Origin of the sequence: Streptomyces sp. NPDC047525 (assembly GCF_040643025.1) — a bacterium.
Taxonomy (GTDB): domain Bacteria; phylum Actinomycetota; class Actinomycetes; order Streptomycetales; family Streptomycetaceae; genus Streptomyces; species Streptomyces durmitorensis.
Genome location: NZ_JBEYTL010000024.1, coordinates 1 through 19,789 on the forward strand (window position 1 = coordinate 1; position 19,789 = coordinate 19,789).

Annotated in this window: 20 protein-coding genes and 1 pseudogene; 12 read left to right on the forward strand and 9 right to left on the reverse strand. The window is 69.2% G+C overall.

Annotated features, from left to right (window positions below; all coding sequences use genetic code 11):
• Positions 1–118 precede the first annotated feature (118 nt).
• Together ABZ833_RS40690 and ABZ833_RS40695 are read right to left on the reverse strand one after the other, a co-directional pair.
• Positions 119–391: a hypothetical protein gene (locus ABZ833_RS40690; RefSeq protein WP_361058179.1), complete on the reverse strand. Its 273-nt coding sequence runs from the start codon at positions 389–391 to the stop codon at positions 119–121.
• Between the two features lie 421 nt (positions 392–812).
• Complete coding sequence (locus ABZ833_RS40695; protein WP_361058181.1) at positions 813–1,223, reverse strand: SH3 domain-containing protein; 411 nt, start codon at positions 1,221–1,223, stop codon at positions 813–815.
• Positions 1,224–1,653: 430 nt separating this feature from the next.
• Between ABZ833_RS40695 and ABZ833_RS40700 the strand changes: the two genes are divergently transcribed.
• Positions 1,654–1,986: a hypothetical protein gene (locus ABZ833_RS40700; protein ID WP_361058183.1), complete on the forward strand. Its 333-nt coding sequence runs from the start codon at positions 1,654–1,656 to the stop codon at positions 1,984–1,986.
• A 570-nt stretch (positions 1,987–2,556) separates the two neighbouring features.
• On the opposite strand, the gene ABZ833_RS40705 is transcribed toward ABZ833_RS40700, so the two are convergent.
• Complete coding sequence (locus ABZ833_RS40705; protein ID WP_361058184.1) at positions 2,557–2,796, reverse strand: hypothetical protein; 240 nt, start codon at positions 2,794–2,796, stop codon at positions 2,557–2,559.
• 280 nt (positions 2,797–3,076) lie between these two features.
• On the opposite strand from ABZ833_RS40705, the gene ABZ833_RS40710 reads away from it, so the two are divergent.
• The 4 genes and pseudogenes from ABZ833_RS40710 to tyrS all read left to right on the forward strand — a co-directional run bounded on the left by ABZ833_RS40710 (position 3,077) and on the right by tyrS (position 6,927).
• Positions 3,077–3,655, forward strand: a complete 579-nt coding sequence (locus ABZ833_RS40710) for an XRE family transcriptional regulator (protein WP_361058349.1) — start codon at positions 3,077–3,079, stop codon at positions 3,653–3,655.
• Between the two features lie 252 nt (positions 3,656–3,907).
• Positions 3,908–4,174, forward strand: a pseudogene (locus ABZ833_RS40715) (metallopeptidase TldD-related protein); the annotation flags it as partial.
• Positions 4,171–5,583, forward strand: a complete 1,413-nt coding sequence (locus ABZ833_RS40720) for a metallopeptidase TldD-related protein (RefSeq protein WP_361058186.1) — start codon at positions 4,171–4,173, stop codon at positions 5,581–5,583. The pseudogene ABZ833_RS40715 and the gene ABZ833_RS40720, both read left to right, overlap by 4 nt.
• Before the next feature lie 75 nt (positions 5,584–5,658).
• Entirely contained in the window at positions 5,659–6,927 is a 1,269-nt protein-coding gene (gene tyrS, locus ABZ833_RS40725; protein ID WP_361058188.1) for a tyrosine--tRNA ligase, read from the forward strand.
• A 75-nt stretch (positions 6,928–7,002) separates the two neighbouring features.
• Here tyrS and ABZ833_RS40730 read toward each other — a convergent pair whose 3' ends face one another.
• Complete coding sequence (locus ABZ833_RS40730) at positions 7,003–7,278, reverse strand: GlsB/YeaQ/YmgE family stress response membrane protein (RefSeq protein ID WP_249590745.1); 276 nt, start codon at positions 7,276–7,278, stop codon at positions 7,003–7,005.
• 215 nt (positions 7,279–7,493) lie between these two features.
• Between ABZ833_RS40730 and ABZ833_RS40735 the strand changes: the two genes are divergently transcribed.
• Both ABZ833_RS40735 and ABZ833_RS40740 read left to right on the forward strand, forming a co-directional pair.
• Positions 7,494–7,883, forward strand: coding sequence for a DUF3099 domain-containing protein (locus ABZ833_RS40735; protein ID WP_361058191.1), 390 nt, complete (start codon positions 7,494–7,496; stop codon positions 7,881–7,883).
• 189 nt (positions 7,884–8,072) lie between these two features.
• A complete protein-coding gene (locus ABZ833_RS40740) occupies positions 8,073–8,288 on the forward strand; it encodes a hypothetical protein (protein ID WP_249590743.1) in 216 nt (71 codons plus the stop codon).
• Here ABZ833_RS40740 and moaA read toward each other — a convergent pair.
• The 3 genes from moaA to ABZ833_RS40755 all read right to left on the reverse strand — a co-directional run bounded on the left by moaA (position 8,285) and on the right by ABZ833_RS40755 (position 11,472).
• Positions 8,285–9,292, reverse strand: a complete 1,008-nt coding sequence (gene moaA / locus ABZ833_RS40745) for a GTP 3',8-cyclase MoaA (RefSeq protein WP_361058193.1) — start codon at positions 9,290–9,292, stop codon at positions 8,285–8,287. The genes ABZ833_RS40740 and moaA overlap by 4 nt on opposite strands.
• A gap of 180 nt (positions 9,293–9,472) precedes the next feature.
• The gene (locus ABZ833_RS40750; protein WP_361058195.1) at positions 9,473–11,107 is read right to left on the reverse strand and encodes a cation acetate symporter; all 1,635 of its coding nucleotides are present in this window, start codon (positions 11,105–11,107) and stop codon (positions 9,473–9,475) included.
• A complete protein-coding gene (locus ABZ833_RS40755) occupies positions 11,104–11,472 on the reverse strand; it encodes a DUF485 domain-containing protein (RefSeq protein WP_249590740.1) in 369 nt (122 codons plus the stop codon). The genes ABZ833_RS40750 and ABZ833_RS40755 overlap by 4 nt, the downstream gene beginning before the upstream one ends.
• Before the next feature lie 328 nt (positions 11,473–11,800).
• On the opposite strand from ABZ833_RS40755, the gene ABZ833_RS40760 reads away from it, so the two are divergent.
• The 5 genes from ABZ833_RS40760 (at position 11,801) to ABZ833_RS40780 (ending at position 18,146) form a co-directional block, all read left to right on the forward strand.
• Complete coding sequence (locus ABZ833_RS40760; protein WP_361058197.1) at positions 11,801–13,336, forward strand: S8 family serine peptidase; 1,536 nt, start codon at positions 11,801–11,803, stop codon at positions 13,334–13,336.
• A 14-nt stretch (positions 13,337–13,350) separates the two neighbouring features.
• Positions 13,351–14,937, forward strand: coding sequence for a S8 family serine peptidase (locus tag ABZ833_RS40765; protein ID WP_361058199.1), 1,587 nt, complete (start codon positions 13,351–13,353; stop codon positions 14,935–14,937).
• 69 nt (positions 14,938–15,006) lie between these two features.
• On the forward strand, positions 15,007–15,564 hold the full coding sequence (locus ABZ833_RS40770; protein WP_361058201.1) for a hypothetical protein: 558 nt from the start codon (positions 15,007–15,009) through the stop codon (positions 15,562–15,564).
• A 47-nt stretch (positions 15,565–15,611) separates the two neighbouring features.
• The gene (locus tag ABZ833_RS40775) at positions 15,612–17,003 is read left to right on the forward strand and encodes a CoA transferase (protein WP_361058203.1); all 1,392 of its coding nucleotides are present in this window, start codon (positions 15,612–15,614) and stop codon (positions 17,001–17,003) included.
• A gap of 153 nt (positions 17,004–17,156) precedes the next feature.
• On the forward strand, positions 17,157–18,146 hold the full coding sequence (locus ABZ833_RS40780; RefSeq protein ID WP_361058351.1) for a CopD family protein: 990 nt from the start codon (positions 17,157–17,159) through the stop codon (positions 18,144–18,146).
• Here the strand turns inward: ABZ833_RS40780 and ABZ833_RS40785 are convergent.
• Together ABZ833_RS40785 and ABZ833_RS40790 are read right to left on the reverse strand one after the other, a co-directional pair.
• The gene (locus tag ABZ833_RS40785) at positions 18,076–18,852 is read right to left on the reverse strand and encodes a lysoplasmalogenase (protein WP_361058205.1); all 777 of its coding nucleotides are present in this window, start codon (positions 18,850–18,852) and stop codon (positions 18,076–18,078) included. The two genes, ABZ833_RS40780 and ABZ833_RS40785, sit on opposite strands and share 71 nt — an antisense overlap.
• Entirely contained in the window at positions 18,849–19,757 is a 909-nt protein-coding gene (locus ABZ833_RS40790) for a sterol desaturase family protein (RefSeq protein WP_361058206.1), read from the reverse strand. Before ABZ833_RS40790 ends, ABZ833_RS40785 begins: the two co-directional genes overlap by 4 nt.
• Positions 19,758–19,789 lie beyond the last annotated feature (32 nt).

Sequence of the window (19,789 nt, forward strand, 5' to 3'; positions counted from 1 at the left end):
GACGGCATCCCTCGCAGCGGATGAAGTTCCCCTGCACCGTCACCCGCTTGTCCTTCCGGTTACGCCACTCCCGCGCCATGCCCTCATCCCTTTCTATCCGTTGACCGGCCGCAGGCCCTCAGCCCGCCCGGCGTCCCTCCGCTAACTCGCCCAGTAAGTGAGCGATCTCCCGGACGCCCTCAGGCTGCATCCAGACCACCGACTCACCCCGGATACCCGTGTGCGGGATGGCCCGCACCAGGTGACTGGCGATCCCCAGAGCTTCAGCAGCCTCGTTGACTTCGGTCGCCGCCTCATCCGCAGCAGTCCAGGCAGCAACGTAGTCAACGCCTGCCACCCACACCGCGTCATCCGGCTCCCCGCCGTAGCCCGATCCCCGCTGGCTCACCATTGCGTCCTCACTCCTCACGACGGCATATGCCGCCATCGCATCTGCAACGAACTACGTTGCAGACAGCCTGAGTTCGGCCCGCTCAGGCCTACGGACCCCCGGAAATGCTCAGTCTGCTACAGGCTGTGATGTTTCTGAATGCCAATCACAGAACTATTCCGAAGCCCCATGCGATCAATTGATCTCCCAGGCCGCACGCCACACACTCACCACACGCCCCATCAGGCCGAATGAAGCCAACACCCGCCCAAGCAACGCGAGTTGAACAACCAATGATCGAGGCCAGCGCGGCTGCACCGGGAGCCCACATCGAGCCAAGCGCCAGCGCGGCCCCCTCCCTGCCGACACAGAGCGCGGCCCCCTCCCTGCCGACACAGAGAGGGGGCCGCATTCTTACGGGCTCAACCGCCGCCACAGGCCGTCAGTACAGGTACGAGCCCACGACCCAGCCGACATAGCCACCCGGCAGACCACCCGCCGAACTGCCGCTCAAGGCCACCCGATACCAGGACTGTCCGCCGCTGTCCTGCTTCAGCCCGATCAGCTTCATCCGGTCACCCGTGTAGAGCTGGCCCAGGACCCCGTAGTTGGTACTCGGGCCCGTACGCATCCGCAGCCCGTTGACCGTGGCCCGCACGTGCTCACCGCACGTCAAGCGCCCGTCCGCCAGACCGTTGTCGGCAGTGTTGTGCGGTGCCACGGCGGCACCGCTGGAGCCGTTCGGCCCCGGAAGGGGCATCGCGGACGCTCCCGCCACCCCGACAGCCCCCAGCCCCAGCACCGCCGCGCCAGCAACGACCAGCGCACGCAGACCCTTGCGGTATCCCATCATCTGACTACCCCTCAGTTCGCAACATGACGAGCAGCCACCGGCCACATTCACCGGTTGACCACTCATCCGAATGAGTCACCAGAATGGGGTAGCTCGCCAGACGGGTCAACCACTTATCCGAATGAGTCGGTCTTGGGTGACCTGTCTCGGACACAGTCGGCAGAGGACACGCGCCGGGGCGGCCATTTCGTGGCCTATCGGCCAGCCCTCTTCCGGGAGTAGCTTTGTCGTAGTCCGTGGGATGACTGTTGGCCGTCAGCGCGGCAACGGCGTACCGGCGACCTCATGGGCCCGGAGTGGGCCCCCTACGCCAGCGGCTGCACAGCGGGACTCTGCACCCGCCACATGGCACCGCGAGAGACGCCGCTCCCTTTCGGGGCTCCCCCTGGCTTCGCCTGCTCTCGACGGTGCACGGCATCCGGGACCTTCCATGCACGGCTACTTCGCCGACGATTCTCTGATCATCGTGCCGTCGGGCGCCTCCCAAGGTGTGCGCCTGTTCGGGGAAGTCCTCGGCACGCACAAAGGCGCGCTGACCTTGGCCCTGACCGACCAGCACGGCTCCACGCAAGAGATCGCCATCGACCTGACCGGCGTCCACTACCTCGCCAACAGCGCCCTGGAGATCCTCGTAGCTCTCGCCAACCACCTCCAGCCACCCCACTGCCTCCTCATCCGAGCTACCCCCGAACTGGCCCTGCGAGAGAGACTCACCGCACGCGGATGGGACGACATCGAAACGCTGCAACTGATCGACGGATAGTCACCCGCTCCGCGATCACGGCCCAGCATTCAGCAACCCACAGTGGCACCTGCCGAGCAGGCGAAAGCCCGCGCAACTCCAGGGTCCGGGGAATTGCGCGGACGTTCGCCTGCTCGCCTGCTCAAACTCTTGCCATCTCAGGCGCTACCCGCCTAGATCCTGCTTCTGCCTCTCCGTTGCGAGCTTCAGCGCTTCCGCCCTGGCCCCCCACTGCCGCCCCGAAGGCCTCTGGAGGATGACCTCTCCCCCAGCGACCAAGCGCACCCGCCCGACAAGGTCTGTGTCCAGGTCATGCACGACCAAGCCGAAGATCAGTTCGTGACCCTGCATTGGCGTCTCCTGTGTCAGCGATAGACCCGCTCCGGCCGTTGTCCTCGGTCGCGTGGGAGGAGCGACCGGAGCGGGCTTTATCCGCGCCTGCCGAAGGGACCAACCACAGCAGGGCGGAGCTTCAAAGGCGGCCTGACATGGCCAGACCGATCACGGCGAGCAGGGACGCGACGCACAGCGAAGTGAGAATGCCGCCCCAGAAGGCCCCGTCTGAACTGACCCTCCAGCCCCTTAACCACCTCACGGCAAGGCCCTCTTGCACTGTGCCGCTGCTTCAAGGACCGCGCGTTGAACGAAAGCGAAGCCCTTCCGCTCCCGGTCCGTAGCTGGGCGACACGCCTTGTCGTCGGTGTCCCATGTGATGCCGGACGGTCGGGCGACCGTGAGCCTCTCGGCCTCATCATCAACGGCGATCACCTCCGCAACCTGCCCGTTCCTCCAGTCCTTGACCAGATCACCAACTCTGTTGTCTGCTGCCATGACCTGAGCATGGGCTGTGGTCGAGGACGTATCTCCCCCTGAAATTGGGACAGTTAGAACGTCCCGCGCTACGGTGGAAACGTCCCAACTGTCCATGGGGGAAGTCTTGAATGTCGCTCTAGAGTCGGCTATGGCAGACGCTAATCTCTCCCCGCGGAAGCTGGCTGGGCGTATCGGCGTCTCAGTGAAGACCATTCAGCGTTGGCTAGAGGATCCTGAACTGACACCCCATGCGCGGAACCGCGCGGACGCATGCAGGGCGCTAGGAGTAGACGAAGAGATGTTGTGGCCGCAGTCCATCAAGGACCGCATCAAGACCGGCTCTGATCGCGAGATCATTCACAGCTACCCCTATCGCTCCGCGTGCCCTTCCACGGTGTGGGCGGACCTGGTAGCGGGCGCAGAGACAGACATCTTTCTCGCCGGATACACCAACTACTTCTTCTGGACGCAGATCCCGCAGTTCGCCAACCTCCTACGGCAGAAGGCTGGGCAAGGGTGCCGCGTACGGTTCCTGCTCGGAGACCCGGAAGGCGAGACGACGCGACAGCGCGAAGCTATTGAGGACGCCACCCTGAGCGTGTCAGCACGCGTCCGGATCACGCTAGGGGAGCTGGGTCGCATCTCGCCCGTCGAAGGGCTTGAGACGCGCTTCAGTGCCGCCGAGGACGCGGTGAATCACGTATCCCTTTCTGTGTTCAGGTTCGACGACGACGCGCTAGTGACGCCTCACCTGGCGAGGCTTGTAGGGCATGACTCCCCGCTGCTGCACCTAAGGCGCCAGGGCGACGGGGGCATGTTCGATCGGTTCGCGGAGCACTCCGAAGAACTGTGGACGCGAGCCGTCCCGCCCACGTAGGGCGCAGTCGCGATCCCTCTCCCCAGCCCGTTCGCGGTCCGGGCAGGTAGCCTGTGCAGCGCTCCAGAGCCCTACCTCTCAGGCCCGACGCGCAGTGCCCCGAGACGGGACCCGAGGTCGACACCAAGTCATCACCAGACCCCGCGCGGTCCGGTTTCAACCGGTATGAACAGGGATTGAGGGTAGACCGTGGAAAGCCGCCTGACCTGTACAAACGCTGATCAGAGGGATATGCCCTCCGCTCCCCCGGTGAACTTCCAGTTCACCGGGCAGCGCTTCTACCGCATCGAGAACGGCCGTATCACCGGCCAGCTGCGCGATGTCGCGTACCAGGCGACGACCACCGACTTCTGGGGTTCGATGGCGGCGGTCGGCGGCCCGCAGACGTACGTGCTCGGCGGCGCCTTCAACTGCGGCAAGGCCCAGCCGGGCCAGGTCGCCGCGGTCTCCCACGGCTGCCCCTCGGCCCTGTTCCGAGGCGTCAACATCCTCAACACGACGCAGGAGGCAGGGCGATGACCTCTCGTACGAACCGGGCGAGCCGGATGAACAAGCCGCACGAGATCGTCGAGCGCGCACTCGAACTGTCCACCGCCGACGGCTGCGTCGTCATCGCCGACGAGCACTCGACCGCGAACCTGCGCTGGGCGGGCAACGCCCTGACCACGAACGGCGTCACCCGCGGCCGCACCCTCACCGTCGTCGCGACCGTCGACGGCAAGGAAGGCACCGCATCCGGCGTCGTCTCGCGCTCGGCCGTGACCGCCGCCGAGCTGGAGCCCCTGGTCCGCGCCGCCGAGCGCGCCGCGCGCGGGGCGGCTCCCGCCGAGGACGCGCAGCCGCTGGTGGCCGGGTCCGAGGAGTCCGCGGACTTCAGGGACGCCCCCGCCGAGACGTCGTCCGCGGTCTTCGCGGACTTCGCCCCCGCGCTCGGCGAGGCTTTCGCCACGGCGCGCGCGGGCGGGCGTGAGCTGTACGGCTTCGCGAACCACGAACTCGTGTCGAGCTACCTCGGTACGTCCACGGGGCTGCGCCTGCGGCACGACCAGCCCAACGGCACCCTCGAACTCAACGCCAAGTCCCCGGACCGCACGAAGTCCGCGTGGGCGGGGCGTGCCACCCGGGACTTCAAGGACGTCGACCCGGCGGCGCTCGACGCCGAGCTCGCCAAGCGCCTGGGGTGGGCACAGCGGCGCATCGACCTGCCGGCCGGGCGGTACGAGACGATCCTGCCGCCGACGGCCGTCGCGGACCTGCTGATCTACCAGCTGTGGTCGGCGTCGGCCCGGGACGCGGCCGAGGGCCGGACGGTGTTCTCCAAGCCCGGCGGCGGCACCCGCGTCGGCGACCGGCTCGCCGAGCTGCCCCTGACGCTGCGCAGCGACCCGAACGAGCCGGGCCTGGAGTCCGCCCCGTTCGTCCTCGCGCACGCCTCCGGCGGCGACTCGTCCGTCTTCGACAACGGGCTGCCGCTGACCGCCACCGAGTGGATGCGCGCCGGCGAGCTCTCGCACCTGACCAGCACCCGGCACAGCGCGGCCCTGACCGGCCTGCCGGTGGCCCCGGCCATCGACAACCTCATCCTGGACGGCGGCACCGACCGCTCCCTCGAGGAGATGGTGGCCAGCACGGAGAGAGGGCTGCTCCTGACCTGCCTCTGGTACATCCGCGAGGTCGACCCGGCCACGCTGCTGCTCACCGGCCTCACCCGGGACGGCGTCTATCTCGTCGAGAACGGCGAGGTGGTGGGCGAGGTGAACAACTTCCGTTTCAACGAGTCGCCGGTCGACCTGCTCTCGCGGGCCGCCGAGGCCGGGCGCACGGAAAAGACGCTGCCCCGGGAGTGGGGCGACTGGTTCACCAGGGCCGCGATGCCCGCCCTGCGCATCCCCGACTTCAACATGAGCTCGGTCAGCCAAGGCGTCTGACGCCCATAGACTGGCCGGTACCAACCGGTACCGGCCAGAGCTTTTCCCAGAAGCCTTTCAAGGAGACACAAGACCGTGACGGACATCGTCGACGAGCTGAAGTGGCGCGGGCTTTTCGCCCTGTCCACGGACGAAGATGCACTGCGCAAGGCGCTCGCGGACGGCCCCGTCACGTTCTATTGCGGCTTCGACCCCACCGCGGCCAGCCTGCACGTCGGACACCTGGTGCAGGTCCTCACGGTCCGCCGACTCCAGCAGGCCGGGCACCGCCCGCTCGCCCTGGTCGGCGGCGCCACGGGTCAGATCGGTGACCCGCGTCCGACGGCCGAGCGCACCCTGAACGACCCGGAGACGATCGCGAACTGGGTGGCCCGGCTGCGCTCGCAGATCGAGCCGTTCCTGTCCTTCGAGGGCGAGAACGCCGCGCTGATGGTCAACAACCTGGACTGGACCGCGGGGATGTCCGCGATCGAGTTCCTGCGGGACATCGGCAAGCACTTCCGCGTGAACAAGATGCTGACCAAGGACTCCGTGGCCCGCCGCCTGGAGTCCCAGGAGGGCATCTCGTACACGGAGTTCAGCTACCAGCTGCTGCAGGGCATGGACTTCCTGGAGCTCTACCGGCGCTACGGCTGCACGCTGCAGTCCGGCGGCAGCGACCAGTGGGGCAACCTCACGGCGGGCATCGACCTGATCCACCGCCTGGAGCCGGACGCCACGGTGCACGCCGTCGGCACGCCGCTGATGGTCAAGGCGGACGGCACCAAGTTCGGCAAGTCCGAGAGCGGCGCCGTCTGGCTCGACCCGGAGATGACCACGCCGTACGCCTTCTACCAGTTCTGGCTGAACGTGGACGACCGGGACGTCTCGACGTACGCGCGCATCCTCAGCTTCAAGTCCCGCGAGGAGCTCGAAGAGCTGGAGAAGCTCACCGAGGAGCGTCCGCAGGCCCGTGCGGCCCAGCGCGCGCTCGCCGAGGAGCTGACGACGCTGGTGCACGGCGCCGACCAGTGCGCCGCGGTCATCGCCGCGTCCAAGGCGCTGTTCGGCCAGGGTGAGCTCGGCGACCTCGACGAGGCGACGCTGAGCGCGGCCCTCTCCGAGCTGCCGCGCGTCCAGGTCGCCGAGCTCGGCCCGGTGGTGGACCTCCTCGCGGAGGTCGGCCTGGTGGCGAGCAAGTCCGCGGCCCGGCGCACGGTCAAGGAGGGCGGTGCGTACGTGAACAACGCGAAGGTCGCCTCCGAGGACGCCGTACCGACCCGCGACGAACTCCTGCACGGCCGCTGGCTGGTGCTTCGCCGGGGCAAGAAGAACCTGGCGGCGGTCGAGGTCACCGCGGGCTGACCCGCGGTACCGCAGACGCGCGAGAGGGGCCGGCCCACACGGACCGGCCCCTCTCGCATGCCGCGTACCCGCAGGTCAGGCCTGCTGTTTATTGCCCTTGATCATCTTGTACGCCATGTCTCCGACGCCCACGACGACGAGGGCCGCCACCAGCTGGAGGGCGTGCCGGCCCCAGTCGATGCCCTTGGTGTCATCGATGCCGAATCCTGAGGCAAGCGAGTTGCCGATGATCGCACCGATGATGCCGAAGATCGTGGTCAGCCAGAGCGGACTGTGCTGCTTTCCGGGAAGGATCGCCTTGGCGATAAGCCCCAGCACGAATCCGACGACGATGGCCCACAACCAGCTCATAGCTGCCTCCTCATTCGGCTCAACATGAGCATTACGGTCAGTGTCGGCCGATCCTCCATACGGCGCATGTCGGGCACCCCCATACGTGGCATGACGCAGTCAGGACACCGAGAAGCAACCTGCCCCGGTCTCGAAGGCTGCGCAGCCCCGGCGTAACGTGGAGCGGGTCCGGGCCGGGGAGTGCCCGGCTTCTTGTGAGCAGGCGGTGGAATGTGATGCGGAAGCAGAGCGGCGCCCAGGTCTTCCGGATCACAGGGGCCCGGCAGGGACTCGAGGACGACGTGCGCGGCCGGCAGCGGCGGTACGTGATCTCGATGTCGATCCGTACGCTTTCGGTCATTGCCGCGGCGGTGCTGTGGAACGTCGAGCGGCACGTTGCTTCCGTCGCACTGGTGCTCGGCATCCTCCTGCCGTACGTCTCCGTGGTGATCGCCAACGCGGGCCGGGAGAACACCCCTTCACTGCCGTCGACCTTCGTACCGGCGCCGTCCCGGCCGATGCTCGCGCCGCCCGTCGCGCGCGACGAGTCCGCGGAACCCTTCCCGGAAGCCGACACAGGCCCCGCGCGGGGCGAGCCCAACGCTCCGTCGGGCCACCAGAACTGACCGTCGACGTTGCGCCAAGCTCAAGAAAAGCTCAGATCAATCATGTAGTTCCGGTGCCAGGCAGCGGGTCCCCCGTGACATACTTCGTACGCGCTCCGCATCCCCCGTCGGAGCGACAGACCGACGCCGGGCAGCTCCCCCCGTGGCTGCTCGGCGTCGCCTTGTTTTGAACGCACTTGGACGTTACCTGTGAGCGACGAGACACCCATCTGTTCCGCCAAGGGCTGCCGCGCCGACGCCGTGTGGGTGCTCGCGTGGAACAACCCGAAGATCCACACTCCGGAGCGCCGCAAGACGTGGCTCGCATGTGAGGAACACCGCGAGCACCTCTCCCAATTCCTCGGTGTGCGCGGCATGTTGAAGGACACCGTGCCGCTGGCCGACTGGGAAGCCCCGGAGGGCTAGCCGCCGATCGCCGACATCGGGCGCTCGGGCTGCAGGAACGTCGGGTCGTCGAGGCCCGAGCCCGCCTTCTTGCCCCACATCGCGAGCTTCCATATGCGCGCGATCTCCTCGTCCGAACCCGCCTCGCTGCCCTCCCCATTGGCCCGCAGAGCCGCCCGCAGGTCGGTCTCCTCGGTGGCGAACAGGCAGGTGCGGACCTGGCCGTCGGCCGTGAGCCGGGTGCGGTCGCAGGCCGAGCAGAACGGGCGCGTGACGGAGGCGATGACGCCGACGCGATGCGGCCCGCCGTCCACGACCCAGCGCTCGGCCGGCGCGGAGCCGCGCTCGCCGGAGCCCTCTTCGGTGAGCTCGAAGCGCGTACGCAGAGACTCCAGGATGTCACCGGCAGTGATCATTCCGTCGCGCTTCCAGCCGTGCTGGGCGTCCAGGGGCATCTGCTCGATGAAACGCAGTTCGTAGTCGTTCTCGACGGCCCAGGCGAGGAGGTCCGGGGCCTCGTCGTCGTTCAGGCCGGGCATCAGGACCGTGTTCACCTTGACCGGGGTCAGGCCCGCGTCACGGGCCGCCTCGAGACCGTCCAGGACGTCCTTGTGGCGGTCACGGCGGGTGAGGGTCTTGAAGACGTCGGGGCGCAGCGTGTCCAGGGAGACGTTGACCCGGTCGAGGCCCGCGACCTTGAGGGCGGCGGCGGTGCGCTTGAGACCGATGCCGTTCGTCGTCAGGGACATCTTGGGGCGCGGCTCCAGCTGGGCGCAGCGCTCGACGATGCCCACCAGGCCGGGGCGCAGGAGCGGCTCGCCGCCGGTGAAGCGGACCTCGGTGATGCCGAGCTGCGTCACGGCGATCCGGACGAGACGCACGATCTCGTCGTCGCTGAGCAGCTCGGACTTGGACAGCCACTGCAGGCCTTCTTCGGGCATGCAGTACGTGCACCGCAGGTTGCACTTGTCGGTCAGCGAAACCCGCAGATCGGTGGCCACTCGGCCATAAGTGTCGATGAGCACGTGGGCCCCCTCCCTGATCCTGATTCAGCCGGTCCGGTTCAGATACCACGAGCCTACGTGACGGGACTGACATCGACGGGGGCCCGATCCCACGAGGAGCGGTGCGGCCGCGTCGTAGAGATCTACCAACGATCTACGACGCGGCCGCTGACGTGCGCGTTCAGATGGAATCAGACGGAATCAGTGGGCTCCGGTACCCGTGAGGGACCGTACCTCCAGCTCCGCGTACTTGCCCTTGTCGGGCTCCTCCTTCGACAGCATCGTGCCGAGCCAGCCGAGCAGGAAGCCCAGCGGGATGGAGATCAGGCCCGGGTTCTCCAGCGGGAAGAAGTCGAAGTTCGCGTCGGGGAACATCGAGGTGGGCTTGCCCGAGACGACCGGCGAGAACAGCACAAGGCCGACCGCGGCCACGAGTCCGCCGTAGATGGACCAGAGCGCGCCCTGCGTGGTGAACCGCTTCCAGAAGAGGCTGTAGAGGATCGTCGGCAGGTTCGCGGAGGCCGCGACGGCGAAGGCGAGGGCGACCAGGCCCGCCACGTTGAGGTCGCGGGCCAGGGCGCCGAGTGCGATGGAGACGATGCCGATGAAGACGGTCGACCAGCGAGCGGCCTTCATCTCCTGCTTCTCGGTGGCCTTGCCCTTCTTGATGACGTTGGCGTAGATGTCGTGCGCGAACGAGGACGACGAGGCCAGGGTGAGACCCGCGACGACCGCGAGGATCGTGGCGAAGGCGACCGCCGAGATCACGGCGAGCAGGAGCGCGCCACCGGTGGAGTCGCCACCGCCGCCGATCTCCAGGGCGGCGAGCGGCGCCGCGGTGTTGCCCGCCTTGTTCGAGGCGATGATGTCGCCGGGCTTGAGCAGGGCGGCGGCGCCGAAGCCGAGGACGATCGTCATCAGGTAGAAGGAGCCGATGATGCCGATCGCCCAGTTCACGGACTTACGCGCGGCCTTGGAGGTCGGCACCGTGTAGAAGCGGATCAGGATGTGCGGCAGTCCCGCCGTGCCGAGCACCAGGGCGATGCCGAGCGAGATGAAGTCCAGCTTCGAGGTGCCGCTCGCGCCGTACTTGAGACCGGGCTCCAGGAAGGCCGAGCCCTTGCCGCTGTTGGAGGCGGCGGTGCCGAGCAGGTCGGAGACGTTGAAGTTGAACTTCAGGAGGATCAGGAAGGTGATCAGCACGGTGCCCGCGATGAGCAGCACGGCCTTGACCATCTGCACCCACGTGGTGCCCTTCATGCCGCCGATGGTGACGTAGACGATCATCAGGACGCCGACGAGGGCGACGATCAGGATCTTGCCCGCGTCGCTGGTGATGCCGAGCAGCAGCGAGACCAGGACACCGGCGCCCGCCATCTGCGCGAGCAGGTAGAAGATCGAGACGACGATCGTGGAGGTGCCCGCGGCAGTGCGCACCGGACGCTGGCGCATGCGATAGGCCAGGACGTCGCCCATCGTGTAGCGGCCTGAGTTGCGCAGCGGCTCGGCGACCAGGAGGAGCGCCACCAGCCAGGCGACCAGGAAGCCGATGGAGTAGAGGAAGCCGTCGTACCCGAAGAGCGCGATGGCGCCCGCGATGCCGAGGAAGGACGCGGCGGACATGTAGTCGCCGGAAATCGCCAGGCCGTTCTGGAAACCGGTGAACTGGCGGCCGCCCGCGTAGAAGTCGGCGGCGCTCTTGGTCTGGCGCCCCGCCCAGACGGTGATGACGAGGGTCGCGACGACGAAGGCCGCGAAGAGGCTGATGATCAGCACCCGGTGCTCGGAGGCGTCGGACGTCGCGGCCAGGACTGTGGTGTTCAGCGCGGGGCTCATGCGCCGCCCTCCATACGGGACTTGATGGCCTCGGCCTTGGGGTCGAGCTTCGCAGCGGCGTGGCGCGAGTAGAACCAGGCGATGAGGAACGTGGTGAGGAACTGCGCGAGACCGAGGACCAGGGCGACATTGATGTTGCCGAACAGCTTGGTGCCCATGAAGTCGCCCGCGTAGTTCGAGAGCAGGACGTACGCCAGGTACCAGACGATGAAGGCGACGGTCAGCGGGAAGGCGAAGGAGCGGTGCGCCTTGCGGAGTTCACCGAACTCGGGGCTCGCTTGCTCCTGGAGGAACTCTTCCGTGGACGGCGCGTGCGGAGCGGGGGCTTCTCCGTCCTTGGACGGTGGGGATGCATCGGGGGCCACGGAGTCTTCTCCTCGTGGTGCGGGTGCGGTGGGGACGGACAGCTGATCCATTGACTCTCTCTGGTCCGGCAGTGACGCGGATCACGTGAGCCACGGATGGCGATGCTAAGGCCACAGGACGTGATCCGACAGGGGTCGATGTTGCTTCCGTTACTTGTTCAACGTCACGGCGGCACGCCCGGCGCGGCGAGACGTACTGCTTTCTTCCGGAATCCATTGCTGGCCTGGGAGTTCGGGGGATAGCTTCACCCTGAACGACCCGTCATGTACCTGCCCGATCACAAGTTGTGTTCGGGCAGTTCACGTATCCGGATGATGTGGAGATCCCATGGCTCATCTGCGTTCCAGACGTCGCATCGCGCTCACCGTGCCCCTCGGCATCGCGCTCGCGGCGTCGGTCGGCTTCGCCCCGGGTGTCGCGACCGCGGTCCCCGCCGACGCACCCGCCACCGCGTCGGCGAAGGCCGAGGCCCCGAAGCTCGCGTATGTCGTCAACACCCGTACGGACTCCAAGACGATCGCGTACGTCAAGAAGGCGATCGCCAGGGCGGACGGCTCCGTCGTCGTCGCGTACCCGAAGATCGGCGTCATCGTCGCGCACTCGGCCAACCCCGACTTCGGCAAGCAGCTGCGCAAGGTCAAGGGGGTCCAGTCCGCGGGCGCGACCCGCACCTCGCCCCTGACGGCGGCGGGCACCACGGAGGAGGGCGCGCCGACCCTCCTGTCGAAGGCCGAGGCCAAGTCGCTCAAGGCGCAGGCCGATGCGGGCGCCGAGCCGCTCGAGGCCGACCAGTGGGATCTGCGCGCGATAGGCGCCGACAAGGCAGCGAAGATCAACCCGGGCAGCAAGAAGGTCACCGTCGGCGTCATCGACACCGGAGTCGACGACACCCACCCGGACCTCGCGCCCAGCTTCTCGGCCTCGCAGTCGGCGAGCTGCGTCGGCGGCAAGGCGGACACCTCTCCCGGCGCCTGGCGCCCGGAGAAGCCGGACCACTACCACGGCACGCACGTCGCGGGCGAGATAGCCGCCGCGCGCAACGGGGTGGGCGTCGCGGGTGTCGCGCCCGGCGTCAAGGTCGCGGGCATCAAGGTGGCCGACCCGGTCAGCGAGCTGTTCTACCCGGAGAGCGTCGTCTGCGCCTTCGTGTTCGCCGCCGACAAGGGCATCGAGGTCACGAACAACAGCTACTACGTGGACCCGTGGCTCTACAACTGCATGGACGACCCGGACCAGCGGGCCATCGTCGACGCGGTCAACCGCGCCCAGCTGTACGCCCAGAAGAAGGGCACCCTGAACCTCGCCTCGGCGGGCAACTCCAACCACGACCTCGCCTCCGACGAGATCCTGGACGACTCGAGCCCCGACGACTCGACCCCGGTGCCGCGCACCATCGACCCCTCCGAGTGCTTCGACCTCCCGACGCAGCTTCCCGGCGTGGTCACGGTCAGCGCGACGGGCGTCAAGGACCTCAAGTCGTACTACTCCACGTACGGCAAGGGCGTCATCGACATCGCGGCCCCCGGCGGCGACAAATACCAGATCCCGGCCGACACCCCGTCGAAGAACGGCCGCATCCTCTCCACGATGCCGGGCAACCAGTACGGCTGGCTGCAGGGCACCTCGATGGCGTCGCCGCACGCCGCGGGCGTGGCCGCGCTCCTGAAGTCGACGCACCCCAAGGCGAGCCCCGCCGAGATCCAGCGGCTGCTCAAGAAGCAGGCCGACAACCCGGGCTGCCCGACGGAGCCGTACGACCCGGACGGTGACGGCAAGGTCGACGCGGTCTGCGAGGGCGGCAAGAACAAGAACGGCTTCTACGGCAGCGGGATCGTCGACGCGCTCGACGCAGTGAAGAAGTGATGGGGACACACGACATGACCGCACCCCTCACGCGTTCCCGACGTGTGCTCGCACTCCCGCTCGGCATGGCGGTGGCCTCGGCCGTCGCCTTCCTGCCGGGCACGGCGTCGGCCCAGACCGACGCCGCGTCACAGCCGGGCGGCCCCGTGTCGTCCGTCGTGTCCGCCCTGGACGCGACGCTCGCGGACGGCACGTCGATGAGCTATGTCGTCAACGTCCGCTCCGGGCACGGCGGTTCACCGTCCGCCAAGACGTCGGCGTACGTGAAGAAGGCCATCGCCAAGGCGGGCGGCAAGGTCGTCATCGCGTACGACAGGATCGGCGTGATCGTCGTCCACTCGTCGGACGCGGACTTCGCCAAGAAGATCCGCAAGGCGAAGGGCGTCGCGTCTGCGGGGGCCACCCGCACGGCGCCGCTGTCCGCGCAGTCCGACGACGCCCTTGAGGCCGACCGGCCGCTGACCGCCGCCGAGGCCAAGAAGGCCGCCGGGCAGGCGGGCGCCGGCCAGGACGAGCTGGAGCCGCTCCAGTGGGACCTGCCGGCCATCAAGGCGGACAAGGCCCACAAGGAGTCGCTCGGCAGCTCCAGGGTCACCGTCGGCGTCCTGGACTCCGGCGTGGACGACACGCACCCCGACATCGCGCCGAACTTCGACGCGAAGGCGTCCGCGAGCTGCCTGGGCGGCGTGCCCGTGCAGAAGGACGACGCGTGGCGTCCGGTGTCCGGGGAGAGCGACCACGGCATGCACGTGGCGGGCACGATCGCCGCCGCGAAGAACGGCACCGGCGTCACCGGCGTCGCTCCGGGCGTGAAGGTGGCGAGCCTGAAGGTGGCCGAGCCGGCGACCGGCATGTACTACACGGAGGCCGTGGTCTGCGGCTTCATGTGGGCGGCCGACCACGGTGTGGACGTCACCAACTCCAGCTACTACACCGACCCGTGGCTGTTCAACTGCAAGACGGACGCCGACCAGAAGGCCCTGGTCGACGCCGTCGGGCGGGCCACCCGGTACGCGGAGCGCAAGGGCGCGGTGAACGTCGCGGCGGCCGGCAACGCCGAGACGGACCTCGCGCAGGACGAGATCGTCGACGACTCCAGCCCGGACGACACGACGCCCACGGAGCGCACCATCAAGACGGCGGACTGCCTCGACCTGCCGTCGCAGCTTCCGGGTGTCGTGACCGTCTCGGCCACGGGCGCGAAGGGCATCAAGTCCTCGTACTCGAACTACGGCCAGGGCGTCGTCGACATCGCGGCGCCGGGCGGCGACTCCACCAAGTTCCAGACGCCGGACGCACCGGCCACGGACGGTCGCATCCTGTCGACGCTCCCGGGCGGCAAGTTCGGCTACAAGGCGGGTACGTCGATGGCGTCACCGCACGCCGCGGGCGTGGCCGCACTCGTCAAGTCGGCCCATCCGCACGCGTCTTCGGCCACGGTGAAGGCGCTGCTCTACGGCGAGGCCGACGCCATGAAGTGCACCGATCCGTACGACATCGACGGCGACGGCAAGATCGACGCGGTGTGTGCGGGCGGCAAGAACAAGAACGGCTTCTACGGCGTGGGCATGATCGACGCGCTCGACGCCGTACGGAAGTAGCGGGTTCGCGAGGCGAGCCGGGCCGGGCGGTTGCGTGCCGCCCGGCCCTTCGCGAGAGGATCTCGTCCCATGTATGAGTATCGGAACCCCGCATTCGGCTCCGTCGACACGGACAGCTGGGTGCCCCGGCCCGCCCGGCCCACCTGGCAGCTGACGCTCCAGTTCATCGCCACCGTGATCGTGCTGCCCGTGTGGTGGGTGCTGTGGCTGGCGTTCGCGATCGTCCTCATCGGCATCGCGATGATCACCGAGATCTTCACGTACATCATTCCCGGCTACGAGCGCGGCTTCGAGAAGGTCATGGACGCGACCCTCGGCCGCATGGAGCTGTGGCCGCTGTGGGCCGTGACCTGGCCGGAGCTGCGGCACGAAGGGGACGTCGACTTCTACCGCGCGCGGGTCGACAAGCACCTCGACAAGTGGACGAAGAAACTGTCGGCCCCGAAGGACCCCAAGACCCCGGAGCTGCCCAAGGAGTGCGTGGTCCCGCTGCGGTTCTACCGAGGCGTCGGCGGCTCCTACGTGGTGCGGACCGCGACCCCGCTGGGCTGGGAGCTGCAGCCCAGCGAGCCGGAGAAGGAGATCAAGCTGGGGTGGGCGGCCGCAGCCGCCGAACCGTCGGCGTGAGGCGCGCGGCATAGTGCCCCGCGTGACGTGCGCGGCATAGTGCCCGCATGACGCACACACCGATGGCCGGTACGCGGGCGGCCTGGGCCGCGCTCGGCGGCGACCCCGCTCTCCTCTCCCGTGTCACGCCCCTCGTGCGGGACGGCACGCTGCCCGCGAAGCTTCCGGTGCGCGAGCTGGCCCGCGGCTGCGTCGGGGCCTGCGCGCTGGCCGCCGCCGAGCTGACCGCGGCCCGCACCGGGCAGGCCGTGCCCGGGGTGCGGGTCGACGACGGGGCGGTGGCCACGGCGTTCACCAGTGAGCGGCACCTCCTCGTGGACGGGCGCGCGCCCGTCTCGTTCGCGCCCCTGTCCCGCTTCTGGCGCACCGCGGACGGCTGGGTGCGGACGCACGCCAACTACCCCCACCACCGGCAGGCGCTGCTGGCCGCGCTGAACCTCCCGGATCCCTCCGTGGACGCGGTGGCCGCACGGCTCGCGGAACGGTACTCGCTGGACGTCGAGGACGCCGTGTACGCCGCCGGGGGCCTCGCGGTGGCGCTGCGTACGCCCCAGGAGTGGGCCGCGCACCCCCAGGGCGTCGCGGTGGCCGAGCGGCCGCTGGTGGGCCGCGAGCGGGTCGGTGACGGGCCCGCACGGACCCTTCCCGCGCTCACCGGCTCCCCCGTGCTGCCCGCCGCGGGACTCCGCGTCCTCGATCTCACCCGGGTCATCGCCGGCCCGGTCGCGACCCGCACGCTCGCGCTGCTCGGCGCGGACGTCCTGCGGGTCGACCCGCCCCGGCTGCCCGAACTCCCCGACCAGCACGCCGACACCGGCTTCGGCAAGCGGTCGGCGACGCTCGACCTGGCGGAGCGCACCGGCCGGCGCACGTTCGACGAGCTGCTCGCGCGGGCCGACGTGGTCGTCACCGGCTACCGGCCCGGCGCCCTCGACCGCTTCGGGCTCGATCCTCGGGCGCTGGCCGAGCGCAGACCCGGGGTCGTGGTGGCGCAGCTGTCGGCGTGGGGCGGATACGGGCCGTGGGCGGGGCGGCGCGGGTTCGACAGTCTGGTGCAGGTCGCCACGGGGATCGCGGCCGTCGAGGGGTCGGCGGACCGGCCGGGCGCGCTGCCCGCGCAGGCCCTGGACCACGGCACGGGCTATCTGCTGGCGGCGGCCGTCCTGCGCTCGCTCACGGAGCAGCTGGCGGACGGGGGCGGGGCCCGGTGCGTGCGGCTCGCCCTCGCGCGGACGGCGGGGTGGCTGCTGGCGGGGGACGTGGCGGACGACCCGGGTGAGGGGGCCGCTTCGTACGATCCCGGTGCCTGGCTGACCGAGGCGGAGGGTCCGCTGGGCCGGCTGCGGTACGCGCTGCCGCCGGTGAGCTTCGCGGGCGGGCCGGTGAACTGGGCGCGCCCAAGCGGCCGTTGGGGTGCGGATACACCCGAATGGCACTGAGAGTGGCCCGGCGGGCGGAATGGTGTTCCGCCAGTTGTTTGCCAGGACTTGCCCGTTAAGGGGACACCTGGTGAAGATCATGTGGTGAGCTCCATACAACCGTCCGCCGACCCCGGCGGCGAGGCCACGGCGGACGCGGTCGCCGCCACGCCCATCGCCTCCCCTCGCGCACCGCGCCGCCGCCCCTCGACGGGCCGTGCGGTCGCCGTGCTCGTCCTGGTGACCGTCGCCGCGCTCGTCCCGCTGCTCGGCCCGTCGGCGGCGCTGAGCGGCACCGGAGAGGCCGAAGCGCCCGGCACGGCCGGGATCACGTTCCTGCGGACGGTCATGTTCGCCGCGCTGTGCGTGCAGTTGGGCGAGGTGTACGCGACGCGACTGGCCCGCCGGGTGCCGGGGGCGCCGCTCGACCACGCGCCGCGGAGCTGGGCCGCGTACGCGGCGGGCGCGGGCCTCGTCGCCGCGCTCGGCCTCGCTTCGGTGGTGGCCACCGGCAATCTGGTGCCGCATCAGCTCTCCGACATGGACATCGGCGGTCTCTACGCGTCGCGGGACGGCAGGCTGGCGCTCCTGGAGGTCAACGCCTTCATCGTGGCCCTGCTGTGCGCGCGCTCGCGCCGCCCGTCCGGTGCCACGCTTCCGCTGGCCGCGGTGATCGTGGCGGAGGCCCTTCGGGCGCATCCGCCTGCGGAGGACACCCCGCTCATCGGCACCGGTCTGACGCTGGTGCATCTGACCTGCGGGGTGCTGTGGGCAGGCGGCCTGCTTCAGGTGCTGCGCATGCTGCGGCTGTGGCGGACGTCGGCTCCGGAGGCGGGCGCGGCCGTACTGGGGCTCTACGCGCGCGTGGCGGCCGTTCTGTTCGCCGCGATCACGGTGACGGGGGTGTGCAGCACCCTGCGCCGGATGCCGGCGAGCACAGTGCTCGACCAGCTGACGGACACGGCCTACGGACGCACGCTGCTCGCCAAGGTGCTCCTCGTGGTGGCCGTGGCCGTCCTCGCGCTGCTCGCGCGCCGACGGCTGCGCAGGGCAGCCGACCCTGTGTCCGCGTACTCCCCCGCGCGGGGAGAGGTCATCGTGCTGGGTGTCGTGGTGGCGGTGTCGGCTCTCCTGACGGCGTTGCCTCTGCCGATTCGCTGGTGAGCCGCGCGGGCTGGACGGATTGCGTGGGGCGGGTGGGCTGCGCCGCCAGTACGCCGCTGACCAGCAGGAACTGTGCGGCGATGTAGGTGAGCATGATCCAGAAGTCGGGGCGCGGGGCCTGCGGCCATTCCGCGACGCCGGTCGCGATGAGGGTGTCCGACAGGAGGAAGAGCGCGCCGCCGGCCGCCGCGGTGAGACCCAGCCGCGTGGCGGCGAACGCCATGGCGGTGAGCAGGAGGCTGTAGCCCGCCACCGGGCCGCGCATGTCCGCGGGGAGGTCCGGCCAGAGGAGGGCGACCGTGGCGACGAGGGCGGTGGCGTACCCGGCCACCAGCCAGGCGCCACGCGCGCGTGCCGTGCCGTAGCGCTTGAAGAGGACGAGGTAGCAGACATGCCCCGCCGCGAAGGAGCCCATTCCTGCCAGGAACGCGGGGTCGGCGTCGAAGAGGAGGAGGGTGTCGCCTCCCCAGCCGAAGAGGAGCGCCGCGGTCAGGAGGCGCGGGCCTTTGACCGTGAGTACGTATCCCGCCAGGAGCGGCATGAGGAGGGGCTTGAAGAGCGTGTGCCCCGTGTCCGAGCCCGCCAGGAGCGCCGCCAGGTCGCCGAGCGCGGCGATGCCGAACGCCACGAGGAGCAGCTTGGCCTTGGTCGACGCCTCTGTTTCGGTGCCCGGCAGACGCCTGCCCGCGACGGCGGCGGGACTCATGCCGCGCTCTCCGTCACCGGATCCGTCACTGGCTCCGTCACCGGCTCCGCCGACACCTGCGGTGCCGCAGGCGCCTGTGGCTGCCAGCCAGGACCGCGGAACAGCCTCCCGCTCCGTTCGCGCCAGCTGGTCGCCGTCCGGAGGTCCTTGGCTATCGACGCGTACTCGTGCGTGGCCACCCGCAGCGGGTTGTGCGTGGTGATGTTCTTCGTGAGGCCGTAGACCGGGCGGTCCGTCTCCGCGACCCAGGAGCCGAACATGCGGTCCCAGACGATCAGGATGCCGCCGAAGTTGCGGTCCAGATAGCCGCCCTGCGACGCGTGGTGGACGCGGTGGTGCGAGGGCGTGTTGAAGACGAACTCGAAGGGGCGCGGGAGCTTGTCGATCCGTTCGGTGTGGATCCAGAACTGGTAGACGAGGTTCGCCGACGAGCAGAACGCGAGCGCCGCCGGATGCACGCCAAGGGCGATCAGCGGGAGGTAGAACGGCCAGACCGTCAGGCTCGTCCAGGGCTGACGCAGCGCCGTCGTGAGGTTGAACTTGCGGCTGGAGTGGTGCACCACGTGGCAGGCCCACAGGATGCGGATGACGTGGTGCCCGCGGTGCGACCAGTAGTAGAAGAAGTCCTGCCCGAGCAGCATCAGCGGGATCGTCCACCACAGGACGGGGATGTGCAGCGGGGTCAGCGCGTAGACCGCCGTGTAGATCGCGACGATGGGGATCTTCCACAAGAAGTCGAAGACGAGGCTGCCGAGCCCCATGGTGATGGAGGTGGCGGCGTCCTTCGTCTCGTACCCGGCTTCGTCCTCGTCCGGATGGATCCGGTGGCTCACGATCTCCACGACGGTGAGCAGCACGAAGGCAGGTATGGACCACAGCACGACATCGGGCAGGTTCGGCGGCATGCGTGCACCGTAAAGGCCCCTGACCGGCCGCC

Coding starts and splice junctions, on each gene's coding strand:
- ABZ833_RS40710 (WP_361058349.1), top strand. CDS start 3,077: ATGTTGTGGCCGCAGTCCATCAAGGACCGCATCAAGACCGGCTCTGAT.
- ABZ833_RS40705 (WP_361058184.1), bottom strand. CDS start 2,796: ATGGCAGCAGACAACAGAGTTGGTGATCTGGTCAAGGACTGGAGGAAC.
- ABZ833_RS40730 (WP_249590745.1), bottom strand. CDS start 7,278: ATGAGCTGGTTGTGGGCCATCGTCGTCGGATTCGTGCTGGGGCTTATC.
- ABZ833_RS40700 (WP_361058183.1), top strand. CDS start 1,654: ATGCACGGCTACTTCGCCGACGATTCTCTGATCATCGTGCCGTCGGGC.
- ABZ833_RS40750 (WP_361058195.1), bottom strand. CDS start 11,107: ATGAGCCCCGCGCTGAACACCACAGTCCTGGCCGCGACGTCCGACGCC.
- ABZ833_RS40770 (WP_361058201.1), top strand. CDS start 15,007: ATGTATGAGTATCGGAACCCCGCATTCGGCTCCGTCGACACGGACAGC.
- ABZ833_RS40775 (WP_361058203.1), top strand. CDS start 15,612: ATGACGCACACACCGATGGCCGGTACGCGGGCGGCCTGGGCCGCGCTC.
- ABZ833_RS40735 (WP_361058191.1), top strand. CDS start 7,494: ATGCGGAAGCAGAGCGGCGCCCAGGTCTTCCGGATCACAGGGGCCCGG.
- ABZ833_RS40695 (WP_361058181.1), bottom strand. CDS start 1,223: ATGATGGGATACCGCAAGGGTCTGCGTGCGCTGGTCGTTGCTGGCGCG.
- ABZ833_RS40765 (WP_361058199.1), top strand. CDS start 13,351: ATGACCGCACCCCTCACGCGTTCCCGACGTGTGCTCGCACTCCCGCTC.
- ABZ833_RS40690 (WP_361058179.1), bottom strand. CDS start 391: ATGGTGAGCCAGCGGGGATCGGGCTACGGCGGGGAGCCGGATGACGCG.
- ABZ833_RS40720 (WP_361058186.1), top strand. CDS start 4,171: ATGACCTCTCGTACGAACCGGGCGAGCCGGATGAACAAGCCGCACGAG.
- ABZ833_RS40785 (WP_361058205.1), bottom strand. CDS start 18,852: ATGAGTCCCGCCGCCGTCGCGGGCAGGCGTCTGCCGGGCACCGAAACA.
- ABZ833_RS40790 (WP_361058206.1), bottom strand. CDS start 19,757: ATGCCGCCGAACCTGCCCGATGTCGTGCTGTGGTCCATACCTGCCTTC.
- ABZ833_RS40760 (WP_361058197.1), top strand. CDS start 11,801: ATGGCTCATCTGCGTTCCAGACGTCGCATCGCGCTCACCGTGCCCCTC.